Genomic DNA, 12,974 nt, shown 5'->3' on the forward strand with positions numbered 1-12,974 from the left:
TATTTCTTACATAATATCAATTAAAAATTATTTTAATGGTTAACCAATATTAGCTCAAATAATATTGTATACTTGTAAAATTTCCGATACCAATCTAGACTTGATACCTCAATTTTGGTACTTAATTTTCAAATTAAACAGTGAAATAATTAGAATTAATCTGAATGATTAATTGGAAATTAGAACGATTACTTTTGTTCACACCATACCAATATGTTGACTATTAACACTAAAACCTCTGAGGCTTTAGCTAAAGCTTTGGAGAAACTTGATGAAAAGCATCAGAATTATTTGCAGAATGAAGGAAAATGGCTTGTCGGAGGATTTAAAGCCATATTTTCTATAAAATCCAATACGGAGAACGATGGAGAAATAATGGTCTCGGTTAGACGGGAAGTATTCAATATGCTTCCTGCTAATGTAAAAGCTGATATCAATCAATACATTGATCAAAAATAAATATCAATAAAATTCATGCTCGAATAACCTAGTAAAAACATCTCAGTTTTCTGATGTATGTTGGCTTCCGTATCATTTGGATATTTGATTTTTTGAAACGTAAATCTTCTGGGTTCCTAAAAAAAAGTGAATAGCATAGTTGGAAGTTTTTTCAGAAAGCCGAGGATGACAGGTTTTTGGGGACGGGGATTTATTCCTAAAGTAAGCGAACGGAGTGTCCGTCTGTTTTACATAAAAATACCTCATTCAAAAATTAAAATTGGATTTGTGTATTTGAGCTATTTACGGGCGATGCATGCATCGCTCCTACAGATAATGTGAAAAATATAACCTAAATACCCTTAACCGTACGTTCGAGGCATGCTTCGACCGTTTCCCCATTTCTATCATAAATCTCGGTTCTCATATCTATTAGTGATTCATTCTAACGACTACTTTAACAAGGGTTTCCTAGGTGTTTCATAGGGGTTGGATTCGCTACTCCTTCGGATCTCCTTCGGAACTTGTTCGGATCTCCTTCGGATCTCGTTCGGTTCCGACCGAACGAGATCCGAAGGAAATCCTTATCAAATCCAAAGAAATTCCCTTAGAGTATAGAACATAACCTAACCTAAAACAGAACCATAATGGGCTAAAAATAGAAGAAAATTAATATTAGGTATTTTCCAGATTGATCGTTAATTCAAAGAATGGATTCTGAGGGGGGTTATTTTATTTAAGATTTTCCAATCTTTTGTTTTTTAGATGAGTACCAGGAAAAATTCGATTGCAATGGCGTACCCGTGCACATTAGAATAACAATAATTTAACAGCAAGATTATAACAAATGACCGAACTTTGTCGTTAGATAAACAGTGAAAAAATAAGATCATGATTCAAAGCAACACCTCTAATCCTATAGATATTCGTCATGCCTTAAATGCCCTTAACCAAAAATATAATTCCTATTTGTCTTCAGAAGGGAAATGGTTAAATGGCGGATTCGAGACGATTGTTACATTTGAGGAGAATCCAGGTGATTCTCGGAATGAAATTGTCCATGTCAAAAAAGAAATTTACATGATGCTTCCTGCATATATACGAGAGGAAATAGCGGCGTTTTTACCAATGGATTAAGATCAATGGCTAAAACAGGATATTGGGATTTTTTAGGATAAAATAAATAACAGTTGAAACGTATATTATTTGTAAATCCGATTTATTAGATTTTTAAAGCGATACAGGATGCCACTAAGGCGTATTATTTTGCAGATCAGAACCTAGAAAATCCCATTCTATATTAACCTTAAAAAAATGTTTAATATAAAAAAGCGATGCTTCCAATTGGAAGCATCGCTTTTTTTTGCATTATTATGTTTTTCTATTGATAGCCCAATAGTTTCATTACTTGTTTGGAATTTTGTTCTTCACCAAACACTTCATAGTTAAAAGTCTCGTCTCTGTTTCTACGAATCAACACATGTTTAGGCGACGGCAACAGACAGTGGTGAATTCCACCATATCCACTTAATACCTCTTGGTAAGCTCCTGTGTGGAAGAAACCTAGGTATTGAACTTTACGTGTTTTCGGCATGAATACAGAGTTCATATGCGCCTCTTGGTTGTAGTAATCTTGACCATCGCAAGTAATACCACCTAAGTTAACACGTTCGTATTCCGAATCCCAGTTATTGATTGGCAATAAAATGTATTTTTGGTTTAACGCCCAAACATCCGGTAGGTTAGTGATGAACGATCCATCCAACATTAACCATTTCTCACGATCATTTTGTTGCTTACGACCCAATACTTTATATAGTATACCAGAAGCTTCTGCAACTGTATATTTACCGAATTCGGTAATAATATCTGGTTCTACAACCTCGTGGTGCGCACAGATTTGCTTGATGCGGTTCACGATTTCATTCACCATATATTCGTAATCAAAATCATGTACTAAGGAATCTTTAAATGGCATTCCACCACCAATATCCAAGGTATCTAAATCTGGATTGATTTTTTTGAATTTACAGTATAATGTAACATATTTTTCCAACTCATTCCAGTAATATGGGGTATCTGAGATACCAGAGTTAATGAAGAAGTGCAACAACTTCACTTTGAAATATGGGTTTTCAGCGATCTTACTGTTGTAGAAATCAATGACGTCTTCCATACGTATTCCCAAACGAGAAGTATAGAATTGTGAGTCTGGTTGTTCCTCAGCAGCGATACGAATACCTAAGTTACATGGCTCGGTTAATTCGATTTCATCGTCATACATATTGAACTCCTCTTTGTTATCCAAAACGGGGATAATATTATGGAATCCATCATGAAGCATATCCACGATATACTGTTTGTATTGGTAAGTTTTGAAACCATTACAAATGACGGTAATATCCTTTGTGACCTTGCCCTGGCGCTCTAAAGCATCGATCATAGGCATATCAAATGCCGATGAAGTTTCTAAGTGGATGTCGTTCTTTAAGGCTTCCTCTACGATATGCTTGAAATGCGATGATTTCGTACAATAGCAGTACTTATAGGTCCCGCGGTAATTGTATTTCAACATGGCTGTTTGAAATAAAATCTTCGCTTGCTGGATCTTTTTACTAATAATAGGTAGATAAGTAAAACGTAATGGCGTACCATACGTTTCTATCATTTCCATCAAATTCAAATCGTGGAAGTACAATTCGTCTTCGATAATTTCGAATCCGTCTTGCGGAAATCCAACACTTAAGTCAAGAAATTCCTGATAGCTCTGCATTTTTTGTTATTTTTGGCAAAGATATGCTTTCATACTGAATACATGAATAATCTAAGCGTTATTTTTTAAATTCATTATCAGAAGGTTAAGAATATTACGAAATATTTACATGGCAAAATCAATCCAAGAACTGCTTATTGAAAAGACTGTTGAAGCAGTAAATGTGCTTTACAATTCCACAATTGAGGCATCGCAATTAGCCCTTCAAGAAACTCGTAAGGAGTTTGAAGGACAACTGACCCTTGTTGTATTTCCAGTTACGCGATATTCGAAGAAATCGCCTGAAGTAACAGGATCAGAAATCGGTGCTTATCTACAAGAGCAGATTGCAGAAATTTCAGCATTTAATGTGATTAAGGGATTCCTGAACTTGAGTTTCTCCGATGCCTATTGGATTAACTTGTTGAATTCGGAAATCGCGAATGATAGTTTCGGTGTTTTTCCTGCAAATGGAAAACGATTGATGGTGGAATATTCTTCTCCAAATACCAACAAACCTTTACACTTAGGCCACGTTAGAAATAACCTATTGGGTTATTCCGTAGCGGAGATCTTAAAGGCCTATGGTTATGATGTGGTTAAAGCCAATTTGGTGAATGACCGTGGAATCCATATTTGTAAGTCCATGTTGGCATGGCAGCGTTTCGGTAATGGTGAAACGCCTGAGTCAACAGGCTTAAAAGGGGATCACCTGGTTGGTAAATATTACGTGGTTTTCGATAAGGCATATAAACAAGAAATTGACGCTTTAAGAGCAGAAGGGCAAGCTGAAGAAGAGGCAAAGAAAAATGCGCCTTTAATTAAAGAAGCTCAGGCCATGTTGCAGAAATGGGAAGCCGGAGATGAAGAAGTTATTCAACTTTGGAAAACCATGAATGCATGGGTGTATGCTGGATTTGACCAAACCTATCAAAAGATGGGGGTAGACTTCGATAAATTCTATTATGAGTCCGACACCTATTTGTTGGGTAAAGATATTATTCAAGAAGGATTAGAAAGTGGTGTTTTCTTCAAGAAGGAAGATAATTCAGTTTGGATTGACCTTACGGATGAAGGATTAGACCAAAAATTGGTTTTACGTGGAGACGGAACTTCGGTTTATATTACGCAAGACCTTGGTACAGCTCAATTGAAATACGATGAGTTTAAAATGGATGAGTCTATTTATGTCGTAGGAAATGAGCAGGACTACCACTTTAAAGTGTTGTTCTTAATATTAAAGAAATTAGGTAAATCATGGGCTAATGGTTTATACCATTTATCCTACGGTATGGTTGATTTACCGACAGGTAAGATGAAATCGAGAGAGGGTACAGTTGTCGATGCGGATGATTTGATGAAGGAGATGTTTGATACAGCTAAGACACGTACGGAGGAGCTTGGAAAAACGGAAGGATTAGGCGAAGAGGAGAAAAACGAGCTTTACGAAACAATTGGAATGGGTGCTTTGAAATATTTCCTATTGAAAGTTGACCCTAAAAAACGTTTATTATTTGATCCGAATGAGACTGTAGACTTCCAAGGTCATACCGGGCCATTCATACAATATACCCATGCACGTATTAAATCAGTATTACGTAAAGGAAATTTTCAGGAAGGGCAAACTGTGACACCTGAGAGCATTTCCAGTTATGAACGCGATTTAATTCAGGCATTGGCAAGCTTCCCTCAAATTATTGAGGCTTCAGCAAAAGAATTCAGTCCGGCGCAGTTGGCGAATTTTGCGTATGAAGTAGCGAAGTTGTATAACAAATTCTATCATGAAGAAAGCATCCTGAAAGCTGAGGATGAAACGGCAAAGGCATTTCGTTTGCAATTGTCAGCATCAGCAGTAAGGATTATTGCGAAGAGCATGAATCTATTAGGAATTCAGGTTCCTGAACGTATGTAATTATGGATAAAATTAAAGTTGGCCTAATTGGGTTTTCCATTGGTGGGCATGTATTCCATGCGCCATTCATTGCGGAGAACCCTGATATGGAATTGTATAAAGTTACGGCACGCAAGGCTGAACAACAAGAAATGTTGAAGGAGCGATATCCTTCAGCAATTGCTGTCTTGTCTGCTGAGGAGATTTTTGAAGATCCCGAGGTAGATTTAGTCGTTGTTGCAACCTCTAATGATGTGCACTACAGTTTTGCGAAAGCTGCTTTGTTAGCAGAAAAACATGTCGTGGTGGAGAAGCCTTTTACAAATTATTCTTCGGAAGCTGATGAGTTGATTGCTTTGGCAAAAAAGAAGGGATTATTGCTGTCGGTTCATCATAATGCGCGTTATCATTCCGATTATAAGACGGTCAAGAAGTTAATCTCTTCAGGCCGTTTAGGAAGGTTGACCAATTATGAAGCTCGATTTGATCGCTTCCGTAATTTCCTGAGGCCAGGAGCTTGGCGAGAGGAAAATCTTCCGGGTTCAGGTATTCACTATGATTTGGGAGCACATTTAATCGATCAGGCTTTACAGATCTTTGGTCACCCAACAGCGGTGTATGCCGATTTGCGTGTTCAACGTGATGGTGCAATGGCGGTTGATGACTTTGAATTTATTTTATCTTATCCACAAGTAAAAGTTTCTTTGAAGGGACAGATGTTGGCTAAAATACCTACAGCTCGATTCGCCCTATATGGTACAAATGGTACTTTTGTGAAGTGGGGAGTGGATCCGCAAGAAACTTTGCTTCGTGCTGGTAAAAAACCTGCTGATATTGCGAATTGGGGTGGAGAAGATCCTTCCATCTATGGCACTTTGTCCATTACGGAATCTGGGAATGATGTCGAAGAACGCATTCCTTCTGAACTTGGTTCAGGCGAAGATTTCTATAAAAATATCGTTGCTGCTATTCGTGGGGAAAAGGAATTGTTTATTAAACCTGAACAAGCTAGAGATGTCATTCGAATTTTGGAATTGGCAGAACAATCTTGGGCAGAACAACAAGTTGTTTCCTTAGCCGGAGAATTGATTTCCTAATGAAAAACTACGATGCGATCATTATAGGTGGAGGTGCCTGCGGACTCATGTGTGCTGCGCAAGCTGGACTTTTAGGTAAGAAGACCTTAGTTTTGGAGCGCAATGATAAGCCTGGCGCTAAGATTTTGATTTCTGGTGGTGGTCGCTGTAATTATACGAATCTCTATACCGATACGGAAAACTTCGTTTCGGAGAATCCCAAATTCTTGAATGCTGTTTTCAATCAATGGACCGTAGAGGATACGGTTCAGTTCTTTGAGAATTTTGGGCAGATAAAAGGGCAGGAGAAGACCTTAGGTCAACTGTTTCCCATCAGCAATAAGGCTAAGGATATTGTTGCTACATTTACCAATTTACTGTATGATACACATCAAGATATTTGGTTGAATACGGAAGTCTTGGATGTAACAAAACTGGAAGCTGGTTTTGAGCTTGTGGTCAATAAGCAAGGTAAAAGAGAAACCTTACATGCTCCAAAAGTCGTTTTTGCTTCAGGTGGATTACCAGTGGCTAAATTAGGAGCTTCTGATTTTGCCTTACGAATCGCGAAGAAATATGATTTGCCTATTATCCCCACGGCACCTGCTTTAGTTCCTTTGACAATTACAGGGAAGGATGCTGATTGGTATGCTTCTTTAGCTGGAAATTCTATTTTCTCTCGTGTCTACAACGATAAGATTTCCTTTGAGGAGAACATTCTATTTACCCACTGGGGATTGAGTGGTCCTGCGATATTGCAGATTTCATCTTATTGGCGTCCTGGTGAAACTTTTCATATTGATTTGCTTCCTAAGTTTAAATTGGAAGAAATCATCAAGCAGGAGCGTAATACAGGTGGTAGAAGAATGGTTAGTCAAGTATTGAATGACTATTTTACAAAGAAAACGGTCGAGGCTTTTGGAAAGTTCTTGCCGCTAGACTTAAAAATAGCGTCCCTCAGCAAAGTAGATGCTAAATTGATTGTTGATACCATTCATAAGTTCAAAGTTAAACCTGCAGGAGATAAGGGTTATGATAAGGCAGAGGTGATGCGAGGAGGACTATCTACTGAGGCACTGAACCCAAAGACCCTAGAAGTAAAAGGTATTCCAGGCCTTTATTTTGGCGGTGAAGCCGTAGACATTACAGGTTGGCTCGGTGGCTATAACTTCCAATGGGCATGGGCAGCAGGCTATGCCATTGCTCAAGATTTATAAATCGAATTTCCTACTCTGTATAATCCTTAATTGCTTTCCTTCCGATGGGATGTGTCGCCTTTAAAAGGTGATAGATATACCATTTGCGAATAACCTTTCCTGATCTTTTTTGCTCTAATGTCTTTACCAATTTGATTTCTTTAAAATCTTCTTGATATATGCTTTTTGGATCGACATAACTATTGGATGGTGCAATAAAATAGGCATTTTCATTGACCTTTATTTCTGGTTGCATATGGTTTAACCAAGCAAATTTATGGAGATCGGTTATACGACCTGAGCCAATGACAGGAATATCTAGTGGTCTGGCAACATAAAATAATATATGCCCTGCTGGAAACCATTTATGTACAAGAATAGCAGAATTATTAGCCATGATTTTCTGTTGAATATCCTGCTGACGAAGATTCGCAAACTCCTCTCCAAACTCTCGCCAACCTATCATATCTAAAGTGACATCGGCTTTCCCTAATTCCTTATCATGATCAATAGCGAAAAAGTTCCCTGGATAAAACCAAATAACTAGAACGGCTAAAATCATAATGATAAAAGTAAAATTGAGAACCGAATTAAAGAGTTTACGGATTTTGGGAACAGTTGCTTGGGTTAATCCTTGGTCGATAGTAATAGCACTGATCAACATAAAGGAGAAGAATCCTGAACCTGACCAATGTGGTAGGACTTGCTTAAATAAGGAAAGAAAAGTAGCAATCAAAATGATAGGTAATCCGCAGAATAGCAGCAAACAGATTTCGCGTCTATAATTGTTGAAAATAGCTCTGCCGGATTTAAATAGATAGATCCCAATGCTGACGTAGAGAAATACTAAGAGTGGATTATTATAAAAGATCTGACCTAGAAAAGCCTGAAGGAAGAAATGAGGTTGTAGTCCTGCATGGAATAGGCTTACACGTTGACTATGGAATTTCCAAGTGATAAAATCGTATTCTTGATTCCAAATCCATATTGGAGATAACATGATTAAGGTGATTAGGACGCTTAAGTATAAGCTTGCTTTTTTCAATAATTGAGGTTGTAGAAATAAGCAATAGGCTAAGAATCCAGGCCATAATACAATAGCGTGAATTTTACTCATACCAGCAATACCGATGCAGAGACCTATAGCTAATAGCTGCCAATTTTGATGTGCATTTCTACTTTCTTTAATGCTGCACAACATAAAATATAAACTGCCTAACCAAAAGGTATTTGCCAGTACATCGGGTAAGATGAAAATTCCGGATATGACCGATGAGTATATGGATGCGGTGTAAATAATGGCGGCTATAAATGCGGCTCTTTCATTTAAAATTTGTCGGAGTATGACTGCTATTAACCAAGTGTTGGAGGCTGCTAATACGATAGGTCCCAACCGCATGGAAAAGGTGTTGAGCCAATGTAAGTTTAAGGTGAAGAATCGAATTAATTGGCCAGTTAAAGGAGGATGGTCGAAATGATTCCAATCGGGTTGTAAGGCGTAGGTGTAGTAATAAACTTCATCGTTGCCTAATTCTATTAATATTGCGAAAATACAGCGTATGATGGTGCTTATCAGAATAAGCCACCTCAATTTGATTCTAAATTCCATATCCTTATTGGAAGGTAAAGTATAGGTTTGCAAAATAATTCCAGATAAAAACGATGCCTATGGCAATGAGTTTACTGAAATAAAATTTTACATTTAATTTTTTGTGGACCAGGTATAATACCAAAGTGTTAAGGCTGAGTCCTATCAGACTCACCAACAGAAACTGCATAAATTGATTCAAGATCTGTGGATTCTTATTAGAAAAGGTCCATATCCGATTTAGGAAATAATTATTTACTACGGCAAAGGAAAATCCAACACCATTAGCAACATATTTATTAATTTTTAATTTTTCCTTACAGATCCAAGTTAGTCCAAAATCAATGGCCATTCCTACAAGTCCTACCATGCCGAACTTGAACATACTCCAGAACAGTTTCCACATAGTTTAGAGTTTAAAGGAAGGTGGAATAAAAGAAGCAGAGGATAGTTTTTTCTCTGCAGTAAATTGCAGGGTTAAAGCATATAGGCAAGTAAAGCTAGTGCCAAGCATAGATCCAAACCATACATCATCAATAAAATGTTGACCAAGGTATACCCTGGAATAAGCTGTTAATGCAGCTAGAGGAAAGGCTATTAAACCCCACGTTTTATTCTTTGCAAAAATGGCTATCGCACAAGCTAAAGCAAAAGCGGAGGTGGTATGTCCAGAAGGAAAGGCATTGTGGTGTGCTAGTTTTAACCAAGAAACACTATGGAAGTCTGGGTCATCTTTTAAGTAATAGGCAGGTCTGAATGCCATAAAGGTACGTTTGAGTAATGAACTGATAAGACCAGAACCAATATAAGTCACCGCAATAGCTACACCTAATCTGCGAGAGCTAACAAAGAAAAGCAAAAAGGCTAGGGCAATCACAAAAATACCATCGCCAAATTGGGTGATAATGGTGAAGAAATAATCTGCTGCCAGGCTATGCTGTGAATTGATGAGTTGAAATGCTTGTATTCGTGGTAAGCAACAAACCAATATACTTATAACAAGCAACCAACATATAATACAGTTGAAAAATGTACTGTTTAATTGATACAGTTTTTTTAATCGTTCCATTAGGCTAAATATTGAAGAACCTGATTTGGGATAAAATTATCATTTCAGTATTAGGTAAATGTTAGCTTAATGGCTGTAAATGTTATGTTTATGTTATGTTCTTGATGATTTAGGGTTTGTTGTCTTATGATGTTGTATAAACCTGGTTTTAATGATTAAAAAATTTAATAATCACTTCTTATCATACATCAATGTATAGGCTTAAATGTATGTGCACCTTTGTATAAGTTAATTAAACAAATAGATTTTTTAATTGTATAAAAAGAGAGGAATATATTATGGAAAATAAAGTATTAGGTTTACACCACATCACAGCGATTGCAAATTTAGCACAACGCAACTACGATTTTTACACCAAGACTTTAGGTCTTCGTATGGTTAAAAAAACAGTAAATTTTGATGATCCTGGAACATACCATTTTTATTATGGTGATGAAAAAGGAAATGCAGGTACCATCTTGACGTTCTTTCCTTGGGAAGGAATAGGAAAAGGTAGAAATGGTGCTGGTATGGCAACTGAAATTGCTTATGCTGTTCCTGAAGGAAGCTTAGATTTCTGGAAAGAGAGATTTGCAAATGACAATGTTTTAGTTGGTGAAGCTGTAGAGCGCTTTGGTGAAATATACCATCCATTCTTAGATCCTGATGGATTGAGTTTATCTTTAGTAGTTCCAAAAACTGTTGATAACCGTATCGGTTGGTCTACAGAGGAAGTTGGAAAAGATGTTGCTACAAAAGGTTTTCATAACACAACATTGACTTTAAATGAATTGGAGCCTACTGCTCGTGTATTGACAGATCTTTTAGGCTATTCTCAAGTAGCACAAGAAGGCGATCGCTATCGTTTTGCTACTTCAACCATCGATACAGCAAATATCATCGATATCTTGGTAGATCCAACAGCAAAACGTGGTCATAACACAGCTGGTACTAATCACCACATTGCTTTCCGTGTGAAAAATGATGCGGATCAAATGGAATTGCGTGAAGCGATCATGAGTGCTGGATTACAAATTACGCCACAAATTGATAGGGATTACTTCCACTCGTTGTATTTCCGTGAACCAGGAGGCGTATTGTTTGAAATCGCTACTGAAAACCCAGGTTTTGATGTGGATGAACCACTAGCAGAATTGGGTCAATCCTTGAAATTACCAAAACAATATGAAGGACATCGTAGCGAGATCGAAAAAGTATTACCAGAATTAAAATAAAAACTGATTAGGAGGAAGAATATGCATACAGAAAATATTATCCAAGCTGGTAATACCAGCAATCCAAAAAAGGCATTAATTATGATCCACGGTAGAGGTGGAAGTGCAAGAGACATCATGTCTCTTGCACAATATTTACCCGTTTCAGATTATTTGTTATTGGGTCCTGAGGCTACTAATAATACTTGGTATCCGAACTCATTTATTGCGCCTGTTGCAAGTAATCAGCCTTACTTAGACTCAGCTATTGATCTTGTTGGTAAAGCTGTTGAGCAAGCTGAATCTTTAGGTATTACAAAAGAGAATATTTATTTCTTGGGATTCTCACAAGGAGCTTGTTTGACTTTGGAGTACCTTGCCCGCAATGCAAATAAATATGGTGGTGCTGCTGCTTTCACCGGTGGATTGATAGGTGATCAGGTATATACTGAAAATTATAATGGTCAATTTGATGGTACTCCTATTTTCATTGGTACCTCTGATCCAGATTTTCATGTTCCTGTAGAACGTGTGCAAGAAAGTACAACAGTTTTGAAAGAAATGGGAGCCGAGGTGGTGGAAAAAATTTACCCTAATATGGGGCATACTATTTCACAAGATGAAATTAATGAAGTAAATCATTTGATATTTAAATAATATGGAGATCGTACGAGTTTATGCAGATGAACATGGCGATACCTTTTTTGAAGATGTACATATCCCCTTGGTTGACCAAGGGGATATTGGTTTTCTGTCGGAAGGTGTGCCTGTGAAACAAGTTATTTTTAGAAAGGTAAAGCCAAGTTATGATTATGACTTTCATACTGCCCCGCAAAAACAGTATGTTGTTCTGTTGGATGGCGAGATTGAAATAGAAACATCCTTAGGTGATAAACGGGTGTTTTTTCCTGGACAGATCTTGCTATTAGAGGATACTGAAGGAAAAGGTCATAAAACTAGAAACCTTAAGGAAGAATGGCGATTTAGTTTGTTTATTACGGTGTAATTAGAAGCTTTCATAAAAAAGACGAGTCATAATAAATTATCATGACTCGTCTTTTTTATGTAGTCTGAGTAGTAGGACTTACAATTATTAAGCTTCCTGATGTTTTGGGAAAACAAAGCTATAATATAAGAACACCAATACAGCAGGAACAATCAATACGGATAGGCCGTATTTTCCAGCTAGTAATGCGCCAAGTGTACAGCCTATAAGGAAACCAGAGATTAAGACTAGTACCCTTTTAAAACTTACTTTCTTTTCTTCTGCTTTGTCACCGCTTAAATAGGCATTACAGAAATCAAGTGTTGCTTTAGTGACATTTCCAGTCATTACCGTAGTAGGACCAAAGGTCGATTTGTCATAGAGTTTATTCACTGCATTTTGAATACCCATAGCAAACACAATTATCAGTACAACCGAAAAATTGAATATGCTCTTTTGGTTGTCATCAGCATAGTTGAAATAAGCCAAAGCCGAGGCAATCAGTAGAATTAAGCTCATTAGTAAATAAAGCTTACGTTCGTCTTTTAATTTGTTGTTCAATACTCCAGTAAGGTATACGGCTAACACAAAAACAGGAAATGTAAGCAATATTTTAAAATCTGCTAATTGAGGATTGTTCATTAATTTATAGCCAAAGACTACAAAGTTACCCGTTACGTGTGCGGAGAAGACCTCATTCCCTGCCGTAAATGTTGCTGTATCCGCAAATCCAGCAACAAAAACCAGTAGGAAATTGGAAAGTGTTTTCAGGCTGTTGTTTTCCAT

Annotated in this window: 13 protein-coding genes; 8 read left to right on the forward strand and 5 right to left on the reverse strand. The window is 37.2% G+C overall.

What is annotated here, in order from left to right:
• The first annotated feature begins 213 nt into the window (after window positions 1-213).
• Together ABD676_RS06710 and ABD676_RS06715 are read left to right on the forward strand one after the other, a co-directional pair.
• Window positions 214-459 (forward strand): hypothetical protein, encoded by a 246-nt coding sequence (locus ABD676_RS06710; protein ID WP_344673827.1) that lies wholly within the window; start codon window positions 214-216, stop codon window positions 457-459.
• A gap of 870 nt (window positions 460-1,329) precedes the next feature.
• Window positions 1,330-1,575 carry a hypothetical protein gene (locus ABD676_RS06715; RefSeq protein ID WP_344673828.1) on the forward strand — a complete coding sequence of 82 codons (246 nt, stop codon included), beginning with the start codon at window positions 1,330-1,332 and terminating at the stop codon, window positions 1,573-1,575.
• 244 nt (window positions 1,576-1,819) lie between these two features.
• Here the strand turns inward: ABD676_RS06715 and ABD676_RS06720 are convergent, their stop codons facing one another.
• Window positions 1,820-3,211, reverse strand: a complete 1,392-nt coding sequence (locus ABD676_RS06720; protein ID WP_344673829.1) for an arginine decarboxylase — start codon at window positions 3,209-3,211, stop codon at window positions 1,820-1,822.
• Between the two features lie 109 nt (window positions 3,212-3,320).
• Between ABD676_RS06720 and argS the strand changes: the two genes are divergently transcribed.
• Genes argS through ABD676_RS06735 form a run of 3 tightly spaced genes read left to right on the forward strand, consistent with a single transcriptional unit; the run spans window position 3,321 to window position 7,374 of the window.
• On the forward strand, window positions 3,321-5,102 hold the full coding sequence (gene argS / locus ABD676_RS06725; protein ID WP_344673830.1) for an arginine--tRNA ligase: 1,782 nt from the start codon (window positions 3,321-3,323) through the stop codon (window positions 5,100-5,102).
• Window positions 5,103-5,104: 2 nt separating this feature from the next.
• Window positions 5,105-6,178 carry a Gfo/Idh/MocA family protein gene (locus ABD676_RS06730; protein WP_344673831.1) on the forward strand — a complete coding sequence of 358 codons (1,074 nt, stop codon included), beginning with the start codon at window positions 5,105-5,107 and terminating at the stop codon, window positions 6,176-6,178.
• Entirely contained in the window at window positions 6,178-7,374 is a 1,197-nt protein-coding gene (locus tag ABD676_RS06735; protein ID WP_344673832.1) for a BaiN/RdsA family NAD(P)/FAD-dependent oxidoreductase, read from the forward strand. The genes ABD676_RS06730 and ABD676_RS06735 overlap by 1 nt, the downstream gene beginning before the upstream one ends.
• Window positions 7,375-7,384: 10 nt before the next feature.
• Here the strand turns inward: ABD676_RS06735 and ABD676_RS06740 are convergent, their stop codons facing one another.
• The 3 genes from ABD676_RS06740 to ABD676_RS06750 are packed head-to-tail and all read right to left on the reverse strand — an operon-like array spanning window position 7,385 to window position 10,010.
• Window positions 7,385-8,962 carry an ArnT family glycosyltransferase gene (locus ABD676_RS06740; RefSeq protein WP_344673833.1) on the reverse strand — a complete coding sequence of 526 codons (1,578 nt, stop codon included), beginning with the start codon at window positions 8,960-8,962 and terminating at the stop codon, window positions 7,385-7,387.
• A gap of 4 nt (window positions 8,963-8,966) precedes the next feature.
• Window positions 8,967-9,347, reverse strand: a complete 381-nt coding sequence (locus ABD676_RS06745; protein WP_344673834.1) for a GtrA family protein — start codon at window positions 9,345-9,347, stop codon at window positions 8,967-8,969.
• 3 nt (window positions 9,348-9,350) lie between these two features.
• The gene (locus tag ABD676_RS06750; protein WP_344673835.1) at window positions 9,351-10,010 is read right to left on the reverse strand and encodes a phosphatase PAP2 family protein; all 660 of its coding nucleotides are present in this window, start codon (window positions 10,008-10,010) and stop codon (window positions 9,351-9,353) included.
• Window positions 10,011-10,288: 278 nt separating this feature from the next.
• Here ABD676_RS06750 and ABD676_RS06755 point away from each other — a divergent pair, with 278 nt between their 5' ends.
• Genes ABD676_RS06755 through ABD676_RS06765 form a run of 3 tightly spaced genes read left to right on the forward strand, consistent with a single transcriptional unit; the run spans window position 10,289 to window position 12,209 of the window.
• Window positions 10,289-11,224, forward strand: a complete 936-nt coding sequence (locus ABD676_RS06755; RefSeq protein ID WP_344673836.1) for a ring-cleaving dioxygenase — start codon at window positions 10,289-10,291, stop codon at window positions 11,222-11,224.
• A 21-nt stretch (window positions 11,225-11,245) separates the two neighbouring features.
• Window positions 11,246-11,860, forward strand: a complete 615-nt coding sequence (locus ABD676_RS06760; protein ID WP_344673837.1) for an alpha/beta hydrolase — start codon at window positions 11,246-11,248, stop codon at window positions 11,858-11,860.
• A 1-nt stretch (window position 11,861) separates the two neighbouring features.
• Window positions 11,862-12,209 (forward strand): cupin domain-containing protein, encoded by a 348-nt coding sequence (locus tag ABD676_RS06765; protein WP_344673838.1) that lies wholly within the window; start codon window positions 11,862-11,864, stop codon window positions 12,207-12,209.
• 87 nt (window positions 12,210-12,296) lie between these two features.
• Here the strand turns inward: ABD676_RS06765 and ABD676_RS06770 are convergent, their stop codons facing one another.
• Window positions 12,297-12,974, reverse strand: a complete 678-nt coding sequence (locus tag ABD676_RS06770) for a YoaK family protein (protein WP_344673839.1) — start codon at window positions 12,972-12,974, stop codon at window positions 12,297-12,299.

Source organism: Sphingobacterium kyonggiense (assembly GCF_039536825.1).
Taxonomy (GTDB): Bacteria; Bacteroidota; Bacteroidia; order Sphingobacteriales; family Sphingobacteriaceae; genus Sphingobacterium; species Sphingobacterium kyonggiense.

Bases quoted from the DNA above. Each gene is read 5' to 3' on its own strand.
- ABD676_RS06710 (WP_344673827.1), top strand. From the start codon at position 214: ATGTTGACTATTAACACTAAAACCTCTGAGGCTTTAGCTAAAGCTTTG.
- ABD676_RS06715 (WP_344673828.1), top strand. From the start codon at position 1,330: ATGATTCAAAGCAACACCTCTAATCCTATAGATATTCGTCATGCCTTA.
- ABD676_RS06720 (WP_344673829.1), bottom strand. From the start codon at position 3,211: ATGCAGAGCTATCAGGAATTTCTTGACTTAAGTGTTGGATTTCCGCAA.
- argS (WP_344673830.1), top strand. From the start codon at position 3,321: ATGGCAAAATCAATCCAAGAACTGCTTATTGAAAAGACTGTTGAAGCA.
- ABD676_RS06730 (WP_344673831.1), top strand. From the start codon at position 5,105: ATGGATAAAATTAAAGTTGGCCTAATTGGGTTTTCCATTGGTGGGCAT.
- ABD676_RS06735 (WP_344673832.1), top strand. From the start codon at position 6,178: ATGAAAAACTACGATGCGATCATTATAGGTGGAGGTGCCTGCGGACTC.
- ABD676_RS06740 (WP_344673833.1), bottom strand. From the start codon at position 8,962: ATGGAATTTAGAATCAAATTGAGGTGGCTTATTCTGATAAGCACCATC.
- ABD676_RS06745 (WP_344673834.1), bottom strand. From the start codon at position 9,347: ATGTGGAAACTGTTCTGGAGTATGTTCAAGTTCGGCATGGTAGGACTT.
- ABD676_RS06750 (WP_344673835.1), bottom strand. From the start codon at position 10,010: ATGGAACGATTAAAAAAACTGTATCAATTAAACAGTACATTTTTCAAC.
- ABD676_RS06755 (WP_344673836.1), top strand. From the start codon at position 10,289: ATGGAAAATAAAGTATTAGGTTTACACCACATCACAGCGATTGCAAAT.
- ABD676_RS06760 (WP_344673837.1), top strand. From the start codon at position 11,246: ATGCATACAGAAAATATTATCCAAGCTGGTAATACCAGCAATCCAAAA.
- ABD676_RS06765 (WP_344673838.1), top strand. From the start codon at position 11,862: ATGGAGATCGTACGAGTTTATGCAGATGAACATGGCGATACCTTTTTT.
- ABD676_RS06770 (WP_344673839.1), bottom strand. From the start codon at position 12,974: ATGGAAAACAACAGCCTGAAAACACTTTCCAATTTCCTACTGGTTTTT.